The sequence below is a fragment of the Proteus sp. FZP2095 genome (assembly GCF_023701425.1).
Taxonomy (GTDB): domain Bacteria; phylum Pseudomonadota; class Gammaproteobacteria; order Enterobacterales; family Enterobacteriaceae; genus Proteus; species Proteus cibarius.
Window position 1 is genome coordinate 81643 of sequence record NZ_JAMQBJ010000005.1, and the last position, 18941, is coordinate 100583.

General features: G+C 37.5%; 13 protein-coding genes and 1 tRNA gene. 7 read left to right on the forward strand and 7 right to left on the reverse strand.

Features of this window, described 5'->3' with window-relative positions; translation table 11 throughout:
* Window positions 1-230 precede the first annotated feature (230 nt).
* The 5 genes from NBG71_RS16295 to NBG71_RS16320 all read right to left on the reverse strand — a co-directional run bounded on the left by NBG71_RS16295 (window position 231) and on the right by NBG71_RS16320 (window position 5980).
* Window positions 231-2210, reverse strand: a complete 1980-nt coding sequence (locus NBG71_RS16295) for an AAA family ATPase (protein ID WP_197269632.1) — start codon at window positions 2208-2210, stop codon at window positions 231-233.
* Entirely contained in the window at window positions 2207-2713 is a 507-nt protein-coding gene (locus NBG71_RS16300; protein ID WP_197269633.1) for an ABC-three component system middle component 4, read from the reverse strand. Before NBG71_RS16300 ends, NBG71_RS16295 begins: the two co-directional genes overlap by 4 nt.
* Window positions 2710-3918 carry an ABC-three component system protein gene (locus tag NBG71_RS16305; protein ID WP_197269634.1) on the reverse strand — a complete coding sequence of 403 codons (1209 nt, stop codon included), beginning with the start codon at window positions 3916-3918 and terminating at the stop codon, window positions 2710-2712. The genes NBG71_RS16300 and NBG71_RS16305 overlap by 4 nt, the downstream gene beginning before the upstream one ends.
* Before the next feature lie 408 nt (window positions 3919-4326).
* Window positions 4327-5574, reverse strand: a complete 1248-nt coding sequence (locus tag NBG71_RS16315; protein WP_197269635.1) for a tyrosine-type recombinase/integrase — start codon at window positions 5572-5574, stop codon at window positions 4327-4329.
* A gap of 321 nt (window positions 5575-5895) precedes the next feature.
* Window positions 5896-5980, reverse strand: a tRNA-Leu gene (locus tag NBG71_RS16320).
* A 1515-nt stretch (window positions 5981-7495) separates the two neighbouring features.
* Between NBG71_RS16320 and ampH the strand changes: the two genes are divergently transcribed.
* Window positions 7496-8725, forward strand: a complete 1230-nt coding sequence (gene ampH, locus NBG71_RS16325; RefSeq protein ID WP_250917023.1) for a D-alanyl-D-alanine-carboxypeptidase/endopeptidase AmpH — start codon at window positions 7496-7498, stop codon at window positions 8723-8725.
* Window positions 8726-8793: 68 nt separating this feature from the next.
* Here ampH and lptG read toward each other — a convergent pair whose 3' ends face one another.
* Both lptG and lptF read right to left on the reverse strand, forming a co-directional pair.
* Window positions 8794-9873, reverse strand: a complete 1080-nt coding sequence (gene lptG, locus NBG71_RS16330) for an LPS export ABC transporter permease LptG (RefSeq protein ID WP_075672202.1) — start codon at window positions 9871-9873, stop codon at window positions 8794-8796.
* Window positions 9873-10970 carry an LPS export ABC transporter permease LptF gene (gene lptF, locus NBG71_RS16335; protein WP_075672200.1) on the reverse strand — a complete coding sequence of 366 codons (1098 nt, stop codon included), beginning with the start codon at window positions 10968-10970 and terminating at the stop codon, window positions 9873-9875. The genes lptG and lptF overlap by 1 nt, the downstream gene beginning before the upstream one ends.
* A 286-nt stretch (window positions 10971-11256) precedes the next feature.
* On the opposite strand from lptF, the gene pepA reads away from it, so the two are divergent.
* The 6 genes from pepA to NBG71_RS16365 all read left to right on the forward strand — a co-directional run bounded on the left by pepA (window position 11257) and on the right by NBG71_RS16365 (window position 18911).
* Window positions 11257-12765, forward strand: coding sequence for a leucyl aminopeptidase (gene pepA / locus NBG71_RS16340; RefSeq protein WP_075672198.1), 1509 nt, complete (start codon window positions 11257-11259; stop codon window positions 12763-12765).
* Between the two features lie 105 nt (window positions 12766-12870).
* Complete coding sequence (locus NBG71_RS16345) at window positions 12871-13320, forward strand: DNA polymerase III subunit chi (protein WP_023583544.1); 450 nt, start codon at window positions 12871-12873, stop codon at window positions 13318-13320.
* Between the two features lie 13 nt (window positions 13321-13333).
* Window positions 13334-16222: a valine--tRNA ligase gene (locus tag NBG71_RS16350; RefSeq protein ID WP_156732996.1), complete on the forward strand. Its 2889-nt coding sequence runs from the start codon at window positions 13334-13336 to the stop codon at window positions 16220-16222.
* Window positions 16223-16596: 374 nt separating this feature from the next.
* Entirely contained in the window at window positions 16597-17106 is a 510-nt protein-coding gene (locus NBG71_RS16355; protein WP_075672317.1) for a GNAT family N-acetyltransferase, read from the forward strand.
* Between the two features lie 422 nt (window positions 17107-17528).
* Window positions 17529-17696, forward strand: a complete 168-nt coding sequence (locus NBG71_RS16360; RefSeq protein WP_036914671.1) for a YhfL family protein — start codon at window positions 17529-17531, stop codon at window positions 17694-17696.
* A gap of 345 nt (window positions 17697-18041) precedes the next feature.
* The gene (locus NBG71_RS16365) at window positions 18042-18911 is read left to right on the forward strand and encodes a pirin family protein (protein WP_250917024.1); all 870 of its coding nucleotides are present in this window, start codon (window positions 18042-18044) and stop codon (window positions 18909-18911) included.
* The last annotated feature ends 30 nt before the right edge of the window (window positions 18912-18941 follow it).

The window sequence follows — 18941 nt, forward strand, 5'->3', positions numbered from 1 at the left end:
TGTTTAGTGTAGTACTTCATAAAACTAGAAGATGCAAACATTAGCAATAATGATGATTCGCAAACTCAATTGTCAGTTGTAATGGAAGTGCAGATTGTGAATTAAATGCTCAAAATAAAAACCGTACTCAAGAAAAACTGAAAGCGAAAATTAGCCGAAGACAAATAGAAAAATTAGTAATAACTGTGGTTATATTAATAAATATTTAGTATAACCACAGTCTGAAAGAATTAATGTTTATAAATTACATCATCAATTAATCCAACTGGTAATCCATTTTCTCGATTAGCGCTGAAATGTGCGACTGTTATAGCTTTTAGCCTTTCAGAGAGCTTATCTGGTACATCATTATCAACCACAATTATTTGGCATGGTGATTTTTTTCTCTGTGCATAATGGGATATCTCAATTAATTGATTGTAAATGTTTTCATATTTTTCAGGATCTGAAATTCCTTCATCAATGTCTTCTTTTATATCTGTTTGTGCTGCATACTTGGGCTTTAGATTTTTACCAAGATACTTACCTATTGTATCAAGTAATAAAAGACGCGGATGATTAATATCAGCATCAATTGAACTTTTTAGTATCGCAGCCATATACCCTATGGTAATAATAGTTCTTAATCCACCAGATGTAATATTGAAATAATCTCTTTCTCTTACGACTGGTGAAAAATGTTTATGACTAACACTTATCCCTGTTCTATTTTTTATTTTAACTCCAGTTAAGAAAGCCATTAAATCATCTCCTAATGAGGATAGTACCCCTGCAATATCAGGAGCTTTTACTTTAAGGCCATCGAGTTTTTCAATTAAATTTTCAATATTATCGGAAATAGTTTTTTGCTTAGTTAAAAGCTCGTCTTGATGGTTTCTTACTCTTAAGCTTGAGATAAGACTTTCTCTCTTTTTGCCAGCAGACGTCATTTCCTTTAATAAGGCATCACGTTGAGTGAGAAATGGTGTAATAAATTGCTTCGCTTCAGTATCTATCATTTCACTAACTTTGTTTAAATCGCTCTCAATTTGCACCTTATCATACAAAAGACTTCTTTGTTCGTTGGTAAGAGTGATTATGAGTTCTTCAATTGATTTCTCTCTCTTGAGTAAAGAAAATAATTCTTCATCCAAAGCTTCAGGCTTGGATTTAATAAAACTACCATCATTATTTTCTATGGTTATTATATTATCGCAAATCGGGCAGTTACATTGTAAATTCTGGAACACTCCAATTTTCTTGTTAGCCAAATGTATTGCTTTTATTTTTTTTATATCATTTGAATAATCATTTTTTAGCCTAATATACTGTTCTTTCTTAGATGTAATTTCATCAATTTTTTTAATAATTACTTTTATTTTAAGACTAAACTCAGAGTGATAAGTTTTGAGTTGATTATAATTATCTGAATTTGCCATCATATTAGCATTTAGTGCAGTAAGTTCATCACTGATTGATTCATAAGCCAGTTCACATTCATCTATAGCGTCATCAATTGATGGTATACTTTCATATCCAGTTTCTCTAAGAAATTCGGAGACATGCTCGTATTTCTTTCTTAAATTATTAAGTTCAGAACGCTTATCAGATATTTGTTGCTCCATATCTAATATATCAGTATCAAGAACATTGTATATATATTTGAATACCTCTTTAGTATAAGTATATTTAGCCCAATCGGTGAGCCCCAAGAGAGACTTACTTCCCATATCATCTTGATTTACATATACATATTTAATAATATTCCTAAAACTTAATCTTTTAAATTGACTGGTTGGTTGCGTTGGAGATACCTTTAATTTAAGTTTAGGGAAATTTAATGCATCCATTAAGAAATCAGAATAAAACCCATCAGGGGCATTACTTTTTGAAAAATTCGGAGCATACTTTCTGGGGATGAAATTATCCCTTTTTTCGAAAGAACAAAGATAAACCTCAATAAAATCCTGTGGCTTATAAATATCTCTAACTACTGTGTAGGGCATGTCATTAATGATTATTTCTAAGGCTGCATAACTAATTGAAGTAATTATTTCATCTGCCAATTCAATTTTGCTCGCCCCTAGTAAGTAATTAATAAACTCAAGAATACTAGATTTCCCTGTATCCGAATCACCATGTATTATATTTAATCCTTCATCAAATCTAATTATGTAATTTTTACGAACACCTACAAGTATTAACCTTTCAATCCTAAGGTAAGATTTCATTTTGAGACCTTAAATATTTCGTTGAGTATAGAATTTAACTTGCTTGAAGATAATGATTTTATCTTCCCTAAAGATTTAGTATGGTTCTTTATTGATTGAAAGTATTCACCATCAAGTTCATTATAAATTTCCTCACCATAATCGGTAAGGCTAAAAAAAGTTGTTCCCTCAATTTTTTTTACGTTGAGACACCCCATTAAAGCTATTTTTTTTAATAATGTATTTATCTTAGAATTTTCAAATAAAATATCAACATTTAATGAAAGGCTCTTTATTGTATATGTCTCAGATATATCTATGGATATACTTCCCTTACCCATAAGAGTCATTACATCCTCAAGTCTGGATGGATTCTTAATCAAATACATAAATATTTGAGCTTTGTTTTTATTTAAAATCCAAACATTATTTTTATTCTTACTTAAATTACGCAGTAAAATAATGAATAAAGAAACATTTAAATTTAATTCTTCATCAAGTGGTATATAAGGCAATACATTCATTTCTGACCTCTTAAATCATGTAAAGAGTCCAGAGATGTTTCAGGAGACCAAATTACATCCCTATCTAATTTATTAGCTAGCTGATGCAGCATCCCTTTTTTATGTACGCTATCAAGAGAATTAAAAAGAGACAAAAGCTTTACTTTATCTTCATCCTCTATCTTTTTGTGTATCGATGCTAAAAGTTGATTTGATGTATGATGATTTGCTATAGCATCATGGTATTGAGTCTGATATATTTCTCTGATTTTTCTGTATAAACCACTTAAAACTTTTCTATCATGATCGCTAGTAAAAACATTTCTAGCTAATTCTGCATTGTAATAATACTCTTTAGCATGTTTAGCTATATCACTATGAACATCTGCTATTATCATTTTCAAAAAGAAAAATTCTTTGTCATATTGACTATCATCTTTAAATTCTGCTGGCAATGAAATAAGAGCCTGCTTCTTATTTAATTCAAGTGAAAATCTTTTAACAGTTAAATATACATTAGACTCTCTATCTTTAGGTTTGCAAATAGTTATATGGTCTTCATGAACTGCAATTGCTTCCTTTGCTGGAACTTGAATAGGAATTGCACTTTGTTTAACAACAAAATTATCATAACTACCATACAAAAATTTTAATTCTGGGAGTCTAGGCAGGTTTATCCACTTGCGGTTTAAGTAATCTGTTTCTTTACTAAATACGCTTAAGTCACTCAATTGAACATTTGAGGAAACCATACTGCCCCATGACGCTGTTTCAGAACCTGAATGAGGAACTGCAAGAGAAATGAATCCAGCAATGTTATGCGAAATGTTCCTTTCGCTCATTTTTATTATGCAAGATTTTGCAATCAATCCTCCCATACTGTGAGCAACAAAAATTATATTGTCATAATTAGAAAGATTTATTTGGCATTCTCCAACCAATAGTTCAGAAAGCTCATCAATTGGGAGGTTAACTTCTTTTTTAGTAAGCGAGGTAAATAATCTTGCAAATAAATTTTTAGCTTTACCGTAACTATTTGTAAAATTAGTGAAGTACTCAAAACAGGCTATATCAAAACAATCATCAAAGTCTCCATCTTCAGATATCAATTGGGGAAAAGATATACTTTCATCAAAAGACCATGTAGAAGAACCACCTTTTAACCCGTGAATAAATAATATTATATTTTTAGCGCTATTTCTCTTATTCCAAATTAACATGCTCATTATTGTCTCTCTCAATAAGATTATTCTACATATGTTACATTCTCTAACCAATTGTCCATCTAATCAATCAAAAAATTTATTAATGAATCAATGCATAACAATAAATTAATTAGCTTATTTCCTTGGCGATTTATATCGAAATATTTATTTTTCGGATTTTAAAACTAATAAAATCACCATATTCACGTATGTAAGCTATGCTGTATTTCAATAAATATAGATATTTTGATGAATGGATTGGACTCGTTCGGCTAGCTACACTGCCTACACTATGCACATTTTCAGTCACCTGTTTTACGGCTTCAATTTTGAATTCTTCTGGATATCACTTACAGCTCATAAACACCTCTCTTTTCACTATTTTGTCTAGCAAAAAGAAAAGGTGTCTATCAAGTTAGTAGCTGTTCACTATTTCCCAAACCCAAACGCCCCTACATGCCTTTCCCTATTTGCATCCAAATAATTCGCCCACCATTGCACCATCAGTCGCCTTTCCTCAATATGTTCAGCCTTATGAATATAAGCAGCCCTCACTGAGTTGCGCTCTTGGTGGCTCATTTGCCTTTCTACTGCATCCTTCGACCATAGGCCCGACTCAATCAACGAACTACACGCCATCGTTCTGAAACCATGACCACATACTTCTGTCTTAGTATCATAACCCATCACACGTAATGCGTTGTTTACCGTGTTTTCACTCATTGGTTTTCTAGGATTGTGATCGCCGATAAAGATCAACTCATGATTACCGCTGAATTGATAGATCTGCTTTAAGATCTCAATAGCTTGTCGGCTTAAAGGCACTAAATGAGTAGTACGCATTTTTGATCCGCGATGAGAGTGTTTAACCCCTTCTATCGCTTCTCGTTCAGCGGGGATCGTCCACATGGCATTCTCAAAATCGATTTCATCCCAACGCGCGAAACGCAGTTCACTAGAACGAATAAAGACTAATAAGGTAAGTTTGACGGCAAGTTTAGTTAAAGGTCTTCCCTTATAATCATCGATGCGTTGTAAGAACTCGGGTAGGCGTTTAAGTTCTAATGCCGCTCTATGGACTCGTTTACCAGTGGCAACTGCGCCCGCCATATCTTGTGCCGGGTTATAATCGATTAAACCGCTTTGTACGGCATAACGCATTATTGCCGTCACACGCTGTTGTAAACGCGCCGCCACCTCAAGACGTCCAGACATCTCTACGGCTTTAATCGGTTCAAGGAGATCACGAGTTTTTAATTCGGCAATATTGCGTTTACCAATAGCAGCGAAGATATTGTCCTCAAGGCTTTTGAGGACTCGATGGCTATGCCCTTCAGACCATTTCTTATTAGTTGCATGCCAATCACGAGCAACCTTCTCAAAGGTGTTAAATTCTTTTTGCTGCTCTTCCTTTAATTCTTTCTTGAGTTCACGGGGGTCGATACCTAAAGCAACTTGCTTTCTGGCAGCATCCCTTCTTTCTCTTGCATCCGCTAAGGATATTTCAGGGTATACACCAAAAGCCATTAAATGTTGTTTACCGCCAAAGCGAAAACGGAAGCGCCAATATTTAGAACCATTGGGGTGAATATAAAGAAACAAGCCATTACTATCGGCCAGTGTATAAGCTTTCTCGTCTGGTTTAGCAGCTCGAACTTTCGCATCGGTTAATGCCATATTCTTTATCCTCTCACCTTTGAGCAAGCATATACTCTAAATAATTCGGATTACATGTAGGCGGCAAGTGAAGATAGCCGAGGAGCATAGATGGCTATGTGACTCGGATAGCTGAATGAAGCCAACGACCATGTAATTCGAAGTATGACGAGTATACATTCATTATCGAAGCGACGTATATACTCAGTTATATACTCACTCAGAGGTTGATGTGGGTTGAGTTAGATTGACATGCATTGACTGAAAACGCGGGGAAAGCCTTGCAAACACTGGATTTTAGATACAAAAAAAGACGTCGGTTGACGTCCATCGATGTTCTTATGGTGCCGAAGGCCGGACTCGAACCGGCACACCCGAAGGCGGTTGATTTTGAATCAACTGCGTCTACCAATTTCGCCACTCCGGCACTGAAGTGTATCTGGAAAACCTGCCCATTATACTTGCGTGAACAACCCTCGCAACAATTATTGTTAGTTTTCAGTTTGATTGGCGAAAAAAAGTGCATTTGGGGTCTATTGTTATCATAAACCACGATTTATAGGTCACATCAAGGTATCTATCGTTAACGCTTTAATCGTGTTGTATCGATCAATCAATTATCTTGTATCTAAATTTATTTATTATCTTATTTCTATTTTTTATTGCTTATTTTTTATTGGTTCTTCTTTTTAAGATCACACCATCATTATATAAATTCATTAAAACTAATTTAACCAAACAATATATTTTAAAATATATAACGATAAATAAAAAAAGGATCAAAACTTGGGTTAGTGTTTTGATCCGACAGTACTGCTAATAGAGGGCTTAATTTTATTTTAATGACTATAAGTTATTTTTGTAGCGTCATTGCCCTTTTCTTCCCTGGTGTGAGGAAGAAGGTAGTTATGTTTTATTAATATAATGTACTTCTTTATCTATACTACATATTATTGATATAAGGATTTACTTCTTTAACAAAGCACTTCTTACTACTACATAGAAAATTACTACTTAACATAAAGATACTTATTTACTGCTTTAACGTAGGCACAACTATCTAATATAAAGGTACTTATTTACTACTTTAACGAAGGTACTGCTATCTAATATAAAGGTACTTATTTACTGCTATAACAAAGGTGCAATTATTTAATATAATGGTGTTGGAATATTACTACTAATATATAACTTATTTATTATTGAAGAGGCTATTTGATAATATGCCTTCTTATTACTTCACTCTATTATTGCTGTGTTATCTTTGCTCTGTAACTCTTATATTCTCAGTCTCTCGACTTGATGAAGCTATAATAAATTTAATTTCACAATCCCACAATCAGTAAATTATTACAAAATATGACACACTCTTATATTACCTTTATAAAATTTCAATAAAAAATCAAAAAACAATAAATACAAGAATAAAAAACCAAAAAAGCAACAAATACAAGACCATGACACCATTCGTTAACATTTTCTTGATATACATATCCTAACTTAATAATAAAGAAAAGCTAATAATAGGATTAAAAACTAAGGTAAACCAAGAGAAATTGTAACTTAACGGTAATACTTACCTCATTTTTAGAGGAGAAATCTGAGGGGAATGTCTTTTTATGATGCAATTTTTCTTCACTATCTTTTTCTTAGAGACAATTTGACACATTTAATGCCAACTTTTTGATAACTGACTCTTGCACTGATAGACATTCTTATTTCTGATAATATAATCAAAATTTGGTTTAAAACTGATTAGAAGGCGGTGTTATGGGCATTGTTGGCTGGATTATAACGGGCATATTTGTTGGTATTATCTTAGGTGCCGTATTAAAAATGATAAAGAAAAAATAGCGCGATAAGAAAGGCACCAAATTAAAACATAAATAATCTTATGTTGATCGCATTCCTTTCACCTCACTGACTTCTGTTGAAAGTAAAAATGAAAAAACATTTTCTAAAGTATCTTATGATCCCCGTCGCTTTACTGACCTTAAATGCGTGTAGCCAACGTTCGTCATTATCACCAGCGACACAACCGTCTATGTTAAATCAACAGAACAATGTGCCTGAACTGACGCAATGGCCTACAGCATTAAGCCCTAATGTACGTAATGCAAGTGCGTTGTTTGATAAATACGCTTCACAGATTTATCAAAAGAGTAATCCTCAAGGCATAGTTATTGTCATGATCAATAACTCTCAAACCTTGAACCGCTCTTTTGGGACGACAACACCTGAAAGTCGCAATGCACCATCAATGAACTCACTGATCCGTATCGCTTCTATCACAAAGCTGATGACCAGTGAAGTGATGTTAAAGTTACAAGATGATGGAAAATTATTAGTCACCGATCCACTGCAAAAATACAGCTACTACGGCGTAAATATCCCATTAGTTAACGCTCAATCCCCTATCCGTCTTTATCATTTAGCAAGCCATACTAGTGGCTTTCCACGAGAACAACCTGGCGGAAAATGGGGAAGACCTGTTTTTATATGGCCAACACATGGCGACCGCTGGAACTGGTTGAAAAAAGCAACGCTAACATCAACCGCAGGGGATCAAGCCGCTTATTCAAATCTCGCTTACGATCTATTAGCGGATGCCTTAGTGAAAGCATCTGGTAAAAGTTATCCTCAACTTTTACAACAATATGTCACTCAACCTGCGGGTATGACTAGCACCACGTTGACACCAACGCCAAAACAATGCCAACGGCTATTAGTAGGATATAAACCAAGTCCATGCTCAGACACCATTGCTGCAGCCGGAAGTGGCGGTGTGTACTCAACACCCGCCGATATGCAACGTTGGATGCAAGGCTTTTTGACTTCTCATAATGCCATGCGAAAAGCAACCGCAAGTAAAGAGCAATCTGTCTACTTTCCTCGTAATCGACTCTCTTCAATAGAAGGTATGGACGTTGCAGGTCGTGCTGATGGTGTAGGTTTAGGCTGGGTTTATATGGCTCCAACCAATGGCGTTCCAGCGATTTACCAAAAAACTGGCGGTGGCGGTGGCTTTAATACTTATATGGCAACCATTCCTGAATTAAATATCGGTGTATTTGTGGTGATCACCCGTAAACCTAGTGGCACTAAATTTAGTGAAGTCACTCAGGGGACTAATGCACTTGTTCGTGCTCTAGCAAAAGATTTTTATCAGTGATCGCATATTCAATAACGATAAAAAAAGCGCCTTACAAGGCGCTTTTTGTTTTTCTTGGCTGATATTACTTAGCGGTTACGCTTCATCAATAACCATAAACTTAATGTTAAGAAGAGTATTCCCGGTACTAATGCTGCAATCACTGCAGGTATGCCATAAACCAGACTTAATCGTCCTGAAACCTCATTGACGATATAGAATAAGAAGCCGAAAGAGATACCCGTTAAGACTCTTAATCCCATTGGTACTGTACGTAATGGGCCAAAAATAAATGACAATGCCATCAACATCATTACTGCAACAGAGACTGGAGCAAAGATTTTTTTCCAGAAATTCAGCTCATAGTTTGCTGATTCTTGCCCACTCTGTTTTAGATATTTAACGTACTGATAGAGCCCACTGATTGATAATGCATCCGGATCTAACGCCACAACACTTAATTTTTCAGGCGTTAGTCGTGTTGGCCACTCAAGTGATACCTGTTTTTTACCTGTGATTTTTTGTGGGTTCGTTAAATCTGACATGTCGACTTGCTTCAACATCCACGTTTTATTATTCACATCGTAGGTTGCACTTGATGCATAGCGTACTGTTTCTAGTTTTCTATCATTATTAAAATCATAGAGTGTGATGCCTTGCATCTCATTTTGGCTCTTTATTCGGTTGATATGAATAAATTGATTGCCATCTTTAGCCCACATACCGCGGTTAGTAGAAACTAAAGAGTTACCCATGATTTTTTCAGCGCGATAGTTACGTGCGTATTGTTCACCTTGTGGTGCGCCCCATTCACCAATAAGTACTGTTAACAGCACTAATGGAATAGCAGTTTTCATCACAGAGCCTGCAATTTGCAAACGGGTGAATCCCGATGCTTGCATCACCACCAGCTCACTACGCGTTGCTAATGCACCTAATCCTAATAACGCACCCAATAAGGCAGCCATAGGGAAGAAAATCTGCACATCTTTAAGGATATTTAAAATGGCATAAATACCCGCATCCAGCGTGGTGAAATCCCCTTGTCCTACTTTACGGAGTTGATCGACAAATTTGATAATGCCGGATAGTGAAACCAGCAAAAATAACGTCATCAAAATTGACTGTAAAATAGTACGCCCGATATATTTATCTAATACACCAAACATCAGGCAACTCCTTTCTTAAAGCGAGCACGGAATTTACGCATAGGCAAGGTATCCCAAATATTTAATAAGATAGCCAAGGCAAGATAAACGCCATTAACACTCCACATTGCAATTAGCGGATCCAGTTTTCCTTTTTCACCATTAGAGTGCAATGAACTTTGTAATAAGAAGAACACCAAATAAAGCAACATGGCAGGTAGCATACTTAATACGCGGCCTTGGCGTGGGTTTACCTCACTTAAAGGTACGACCATCACAGCCATAATGACAACAGAGAAAATTAAGGTTAAACGCCAATGGAATTCAGCGATAGACTCTGTTTCATTAGAATGCCAAAGCTCAGTCATCGTTTTTTGTTCTACACGGTTACTGCTAATAGTAGATTCACGGTGCCCAATAACAGCTTGGTAGTCATTAAAATCAGTAATACGAAAATCACGTAATACAGCCGTACCTTCATAGCGAGTTCCCTCACTCAGTACGACTATCTGATTACCGTTGGGCAATTCTTTGGTATAGCCTTTATCTGCTACCACGACAGAAGGACGCTGATCTTGCGTTGGACGTAACTGTGCAAGGAACACATCTTGGAATTGATTCCCTTTCACGCTACCAAGATAGAGCACCATATTGCGGTCACTGGACATCTTAAATTGTCCTTCCATCAGTGCAGCTAAACTTGGGTTAGCTTTAGCATCCTCAAGGACTTGCTCTTGATGCACCGAAGACCAAGGAATAAGCCAAATGACATTTCCTGCAGCTAATGCGCTTGTCAGTAATGAGAGCAATAGTGCAGCTTGCACTAATGCTTTCTTACCAATTCCGCACGCATTCATGACGGTTATCTCACTTTCAACATAAAGTTTGCTGTAAGTCATCAGAAGCCCAAGAAAAAGGCTTAATGGAAGAATAAGCTGTGCCATCTCAGGAATGCCCAGCCACAGCAGAGAAACCACAAGGTTTGTAGGTATATTACCTTCTACAGCAGCCCCTAAAATTTCAACCAGTTTTTGGCTAAAGAAGATAAGCATCAAAATAAATAAGATGGCTATCTGACTTTTAAGGGTTTCCCGAGCTAAATATCGAATTATAATCACGCTAGTTATGCCTGTGAAAACTTGTCTTTTTGCAGGAAAATCGCTAACTTCGTTGTATATCTATCATTTGTGCATCTCAGTTAGACATTCTTGCAGCCCAAATGATATCAAAACATGCTATAAACAGGTTCCCAATAAGAACAAGCTTATAAGTTAGCTAAATTAGTTGTGTTCAATTAATGCATTTAGCTTAACATAAAAAGTAAACTTTCTATGGGGTAGATTAATGCGGATCACTATTCTAAACGATACTTTCCGTTTTTGTCTTTAATATTCAGGAGAACGCATGGAGTTTAATGTAAAAAGCGGCAGCCCAGAGAAACAACGCAGCGCTTGTATTATCGTGGGGGTGTTTGAGCCTCGTCGTTTATCTCCGATCGCGGAGCAACTTGATAAAATCAGTGATGGCTATATCAGCGCCCTGTTACGCAGAGGTGAACTGGAAGGCAAAGTCGGGCAATCATTGCTGTTACATCATGTACCAAATGTTCTCTCTGAGCGCGTTTTACTGATTGGTTGCGGTAAAGAGCGTGAATTGGATGAACGCCAGTATAAACAGATCATTCAAAAAACTATTAACACTCTCAACGAAACTGGCTCTATGGAAGCCGTATGCTTTCTGACTGAGTTGCATGTTAAAGGTCGTAATAATTACTGGAAAGTGCGTCAAGCGGTTGAGACTGCAAAAGACTGCCTCTATACCTTTGATCAACTGAAAAGCAATAAGACAGAATTACGTCGTCCATTGCGTAAAATGGTCTTTAATGTACCTACTCGTCGTGAACTACCAAGTGGTGAACGCGCAATTGCACACGGTTTAGCTATCGCATCAGGTATTAAAGCATGTAAAGATTTAGCTAACATGCCACCTAATATTTGTAATGCCGCTTATTTAGCGTCTCAAGCTCGTCAATTAGCAGACTCATCTTCAAATGTTTCTACGCGTGTTATTGGCGAAGAACAAATGAAAGAGCTAAGTATGAATGCTTACCTTGCGGTAGGACAAGGCTCTCAAAATGAATCTTTAATGTCGATTATCGAATATAAAGGCAATAAAGATCCTGAAGCTCGCCCAATCGTATTAGTAGGTAAAGGACTGACATTCGACTCAGGTGGTATTTCTATCAAACCTGCTGATGGCATGGATGAGATGAAATACGACATGTGTGGTGCAGCAACGGTTTACGGTGTGATGCGTGTTGTGGCTGAACTCCAGTTACCAATCAACGTTATTGGCGTACTTGCAGGCTGTGAAAACATGCCGGGTGGAAAAGCGTATCGCCCTGGTGATATTTTAACAACCATGTCAGGTCAAACCGTTGAAGTATTAAATACTGATGCTGAAGGTCGTTTAGTACTGTGTGATACGTTAACTTATGTTGAGCGCTTCGAGCCTGAATTAGTTGTCGATATCGCAACATTAACAGGTGCTTGTATGGTGGCTTTAGGGCATCACTACAGCGGATTAATGTCTAATCATAATCCATTAGCACATGAGTTAATGAATGCATCAGAGCAAGCAGGTGATCGCGCTTGGCGTTTACCATTAGGCGATGAGTTCTATGAACAAATCGAATCTAATTTTGCTGACTTAGCAAATACAGGTGGCCGTTTAGGTGGCGCAATTACAGCCGGTTGTTTCTTAGCACGTTTTGCGACTAAATATAACTGGGCTCACTTGGATATTGCAGGTACCGCATGGCGTTCTGGCAAAGCAAAAGGCGCAACAGGCCGTCCTGTTTCTTTATTGTCTCAGTTCTTACTTAATCGCGCGGGTTTGAATAGCGACGATTAATACCGCATAATTATCAGGGTTAAGGTATTACCCTATTATTATGGTAAATAGAGCAGACTCCAAGAAGGGTATTGCAACGCAATACCCTTCTGTTATCGGGATATCATGAAAAACGCCACGTTTTATTTAATGGAACACCCATCAATACACGATGATTTACAGGCTCATGAGTGGCTTGCCTGTCAACTTACCGCTGAACATTGGCGATTAGGCAAACGTATTTTGTTGGTTTGTGAGTCTCAGGCTCAAGCTGAATTGCTTGATGAGGCATTATGGGCAAGAGAACCTCATCAGTTTGTTCCTCATAATCTTGCCGGTGAAGGCCCTCGTTATGGCTCGCCTGTTGAATTATGTTGGCCTGGAAAACGTGGTAATGCACCTCGTGATCTCTTGATTAATTTGCAATCGCAATTCGTAGACTTTGCCACAGCTTTCCATGAAGTGATAGACTTCGTACCTATTGATGAACAATTGAAACAGTTGGCGCGTGAGCGATATAAAATTTATCGTAGCGTCGGCTTTACTTTGACAATGGCTACGCCGCCAACCTATTGAATACGTAAAGAATATGGAAAATAAATCCGCACCAAAAGAGCCATCGCTCGACACAACATATAATCCAGCAGAGATTGAACAACCTCTGTATCAGCATTGGGAAAAAAACGGCTACTTTAAAGCCAATGGCGATACAACGAAAGAAAGCTTCTGTATCGTGATCCCACCACCAAACGTGACGGGTAGCTTACATATGGGTCATGCTTTCCAGCAGACCATTATGGATACCATGATCCGTTATCAGCGCATGCAAGGTAAAAACACCTTATGGCAGTCAGGTACTGACCATGCGGGCATCGCGACTCAAATGGTCGTTGAGCGTAAAATTGCTGCTGAAGAAGGTAAAAATCGTCATGACTATGGTCGTGATGCATTTATTGACAAAATTTGGGAATGGAAAGCGGAATCAGGCGGTAATATTTCTAACCAAATGCGTCGTTTAGGTAACTCGGTTGATTGGGAACGTGAACGTTTCACAATGGATGAAGGGTTATCTAAAGCGGTTAAAGAAGCTTTTGTTCGCTTACATAAAGAAGATCTCATCTACCGCGGTAAACGCCTTGTAAACTGGGACCCTAAATTACACACGGCGATTTCTGATCTTGAAGTTGAAAACCGTGAAGTTAAAGGATCTATGTGGCATTTGCGTTACCCTTTAGCGGATGGAGCAAAAACAGCTGAAGGTAAAGATTACCTGATTGTTGCAACAACACGTCCTGAAACCATGTTAGGTGATACTGGTGTTGCTGTTAACCCTGAAGATCCTCGCTATAAAGATTTAATTGGTAAAGAAATTATTCTACCAATCGTGAACCGTCGTATTCCTATTTTAGCGGACGAACACGCTGATATGGAAAAAGGGACTGGTTGCGTAAAAATCACCCCTGCTCACGACTTTAATGACTATGAAGTTGGACGCCGTCATCAATTACCAATGATTAATATCATGGATTTTGATGGCAATATCCGTGTCAGCGCAGAAGTATTAGACACCAACGGTGTTGAATCTGACGTTTACAGCACTGAAATTCCAGAAGCCTACCAAGGTATGGAACGCTTTGCTGCACGTAAAGCAATCGTCGCTGAATTTGAACGCCTAGGTTTATTAGAAGAGATCAAACCTCACGATTTAACCGTACCTTACGGCGACCGTGGTGGCGTGGTTATCGAACCTTTATTAACAGACCAATGGTATGTTCGCGCAGCACCTTTAGCGAAACCTGCCGTTGAAGCGGTTAAAAATGGTGATATCCAATTTGTACCAAAACAGTACGAAAACATGTACTTCTCATGGATGAATGATATCCAAGATTGGTGTATCTCTCGTCAACTGTGGTGGGGTCACCGTATCCCTGCTTGGTATGACAACCAAGGCAACGTTTATGTTGGTCGTGACGAAGAAGAAGTTCGTCGTGAAAACAATATCGCTGCTGATGTGGCATTACGCCAAGATGAAGACGTACTCGATACGTGGTTCTCATCCGCACTGTGGACATTCTCAACATTAGGCTGGCCTGAAAATACCGAAGCACTAAAAACATTCCATCCAACGAATGTATTAGTCAGTGGATTCGATATCATTTTCTTCTGGATCGCCCGCATGATCATGATGACCATGCACTTTATTAAAGATGAAGACGGTAAACCGCAAATTCCATTTAATACGGTTTATATGACAGGTCTTATTCGTGATGAAGAAGGCCAGAAGATGTCAAAATCCAAAGGTAACGTACTTGATCCTCTGGATATGATTGACGGTATTTCATTAGAGAACCTGTTAGAAAAACGTACTGGCAATATGATGCAGCCACAAATGGCTGAAAAAATTGCTAAACGTACTAGCAAGGAGTTCCCAGAAGGTATTGAAGCACACGGTACAGATGCTCTGCGCTTTACCCTAGCGGCATTAGCTTCAACAGGTCGCGATATTAACTGGGATATGAAACGTCTATCAGGCTACCGTAACTTCTGTAACAAGCTGTGGAATGCAAGCCGCTTTGTTCTGATGAATACAGAAGATCAAGATTGTGGCTACCAAGGTGGTGAGATGGCATTCTCACTGGCTGACCGTTGGATCTTAGCTGAATTTAATAATACCGTTAAAGCCTATCGCGAAGCATTAGATAACTATCGTTTCGATATCGCTGCCGGTATTTTATATGAGTTCACTTGGAACCAATTCTGTGACTGGTATCTTGAGCTATCAAAACCTGCGGTACACAAAGGTAATGATGCACAAAAACGCGCAGCACGTCATACACTGATTGAAGTGTTAGAAGGCTTACTGCGTCTTGCTCATCCAATTATTCCATTTATCACAGAAACCATCTGGCAACGTGTGAAGGAAGTTAAAGGCATTGAAGGCGAAACCATCATGCTACAGGCTTTCCCTGAGTTCGATGCTTCACTAGTGGATGAACAAGCACTGAACGACCTGGAGTGGATCAAAGAAGTTATCGTTGCAGTTCGTAATATCCGTGCTGAAATGAATATTGCTCCGGGTAAACCACTTGAAGTTATCCTACGTGGTGCCGATGACAATGCGAAACGTCGCGTTAGTGACAATATTGGTTTCTTAAAAGCAATGGGTCGTTTAGCTGATATCCGTCCATTAGCAGAAGGCGAAGAAGCGCCATTATCGGTTAATAAACTGGTTAACGGTGCAGAATTGCTGATCCCAATGGCGGGCTTTATCGATAAAGATGCAGAGCTTGCACGTTTAGATAAAGAGCTTGAAAAAGTAGAAAAAGATATCTCAACTTTAGACAGCAAATTATCTAACGATGGCTTTGTTAGCCGTGCGCCAGAAGCGGTTGTTGCTAAAGAGCGTGAACGCTTAGCGACATGCTTAAATGCAAAAGAGAAGCTAATCGCACAGAAAGTCTCTATCGCCTCTTTATAAGCACTATCGCGTTAAAGACACTGAGATTAATAATAAAAACCCGCGTTTACCGCGGGTTTTTACTTAGTCTCTTTCAGTCAGAAAATAAAACCTTTTTTCACTTCATTTCTTACTATTCACGGTTCTATTCTCGTTAATACGTCTTTTCGTCCTCTATTTCCACTTAAATTTAATCACTCACTAAAATATAACGCTAGAAATAAAGGAAGAAGTTAAGCAAAGAAGAGGGGTTAACGGTTTACAAACACGCTTAATCAATTAAGATAGTTTTTGTAGCCATCCGTGCTACTTTCAATGAAGAAGTTCCTTTCCGGTGCTCTCTCAATTAATAATCAAAAAATATTCTACTAATAAGTGAAACGATGAGTGCAACTATGACTGCAACCCAAGCTATAACCTCAAATATTGTTATTCGAGCGATTGAAAAAAAAGATAACGCAGGTATTGCACGCGTTATTCGTGAAGTCTCGGCAGAGCATGGTTTAACTGCCGATAAAGGCTTTGCGGTTGCCGATCCAATTTTAGATACCCTCTATGAAGTTTATCATCAGCCACGCAGTGCTTACTGGGTTGTTGAAATGGATGGAGAAGTTGTTGGTGGAGGTGGTGTCGCACCACTTGCTGGTGGCGATGGCAATACTTGTGAACTACAAAAAATGTACCTTTCATCCAAATTACGTGGCAAAGGTATTGCGAAAAAAATCGTTCTGCAATCTCTTGAGTTTGGTAAAGAGCAAGGCTTTAGCCGTTGCTATTTAGAAACCACAGATATCTTAAAAGCGGCTGTCGGTTTATATGAAAAACTAGGATTCGAATTTATTGATGAAGCATTAGGCAACACTGGACATAGTGATTGTGAGATCCGTATGGTGAAGCCACTTTAAGCGTTCTTGCTGTTCCCTATGTAATACAATAAATAAAATAAGCTCTACTTTACCCGCATTTTTTATGCGGGTTTTTATTAGCAAAAAATAGCATCTATTAACACAAATCCTGTTTATCAAAATGATATAAATAGAGCATATTTCTATGCTTATCTTCACAATTAATTTATTAATTAATTATTATCAAAATATTATTAATAAATTTCTTATCTTAAATTTTATTAAAACTTACAAGTTTAAATCGTTTTTCATTTCACTCTGTCTGATTATATTTCCCTTCTTAAATAAAATATTATTTATCTTATTTTATATTTAAAAAAAGAGATTTTTTTATATTGCTATTTATAGCTAATTTAATATCTTTATGCAGATAAAGCCATGCAATGGCTTTTATAACTCTAAAATTTAAAAGGAATTTTTTCATGAAAAACTTTGTTAAAATTGCACTTATTGCTTCTGTAATTACTGTAATGACCGGTTGTACTGGTAGCGTATACAATAAAGAAAAAGACTGTAACTACGACTACTTACTGCACCCAGCAGTTTCTATTTCTAAAATCATTGGCGGTTGTGGCGACACAAGCAAATAAGATTTAAGAAATAAATATATTAATAAACTACATTCTGACTTATTGTTGCTAAGAAAGGATGTAGTTTTTTGTTTTCAGTTTTAAAAACAGAATCAAATAAAGGCCTATTACACTAAGAGCTATTTCATCAATTATTTAAATATAGCCTCTTTATTACATTCTTTTTCTTTCTTTTTCACCATCCAAAATCATTCATTTTTTTTGAACACCATCAACAAATTCCCCCTATTTTGTTCATCACGCGAACACTTTATGATCAGTCTCATTAAGAAATCGCAATAATCTGTATTACCTCCTTCTGTGTCTTGGTTATTGCGGTTTCTTTCCTTAACTCGGAGAACAATCATGACTATCAGACAGGTTAATCATATTTATTCGGCGCCAAATTCACACTGGGTAGGTAATGGCTTTCCAGTCAGCACCTTATTTTCCTATCAGGAAAATGGTGAGAAACATAGCCCGTTTCTGCTGATGGATTATGCCGAGCCAACACTGTTTAAACCTGTTACCAATTCCCGTGGTGTAGGAGCGCATCCTCATCGTGGATTTGAAACCGTAACAATCGCCTATCAAGGCGAAGTTTCTCATCATGACTCTAAAGGTCATGCTGGAACGATTACCGCAGGTGATGTGCAATGGATGACCGCAGCTTCTGGCATTTTGCATAAAGAGTATCACTCTGAAAAAATGACCAAAGAAGGTGGTGTATTGGAAATGGTGCAACTTTGGGTGAATCTGCCAACAGCGTTCAAAATGACACAGCCTCGTTATCAGGCGCTGAAAGCAGAGGATATTCCTCATGTTGAATTACCTAATGATCAAGGCTATGTCCGAGTGATCGCTGGTAATTATACTAATACCCAAGGTATCGCAATGACCTACTCACCATTGAATGTGTGGGATCTGCGTTTAAATCGTGCAGGTGTTTCTCATTACAGTATTCCTGAAGGTCATAATGCAATGTTGTTTGTAGTAAAAGGTGCCGTTCATATCAATGACAGTGAAATTGCACGTCAACACGATATGGTGATGTTAGATAATCATGGCGATACACTGACATTAGAGTCAATGGGTGACACCATTGTTTTAATTCTAACAGGTGAGCCGATTAACGAGCCTATCGCAGGGCAAGGGCCTTTTGTGATGAACACGCAAGAAGAGCTACTACAAGCTTTTGATGATTATGACAATGGTAAGTTTGGTGTAATGGATTAATAAGATTACCTTAAAAACAATAACACCAGT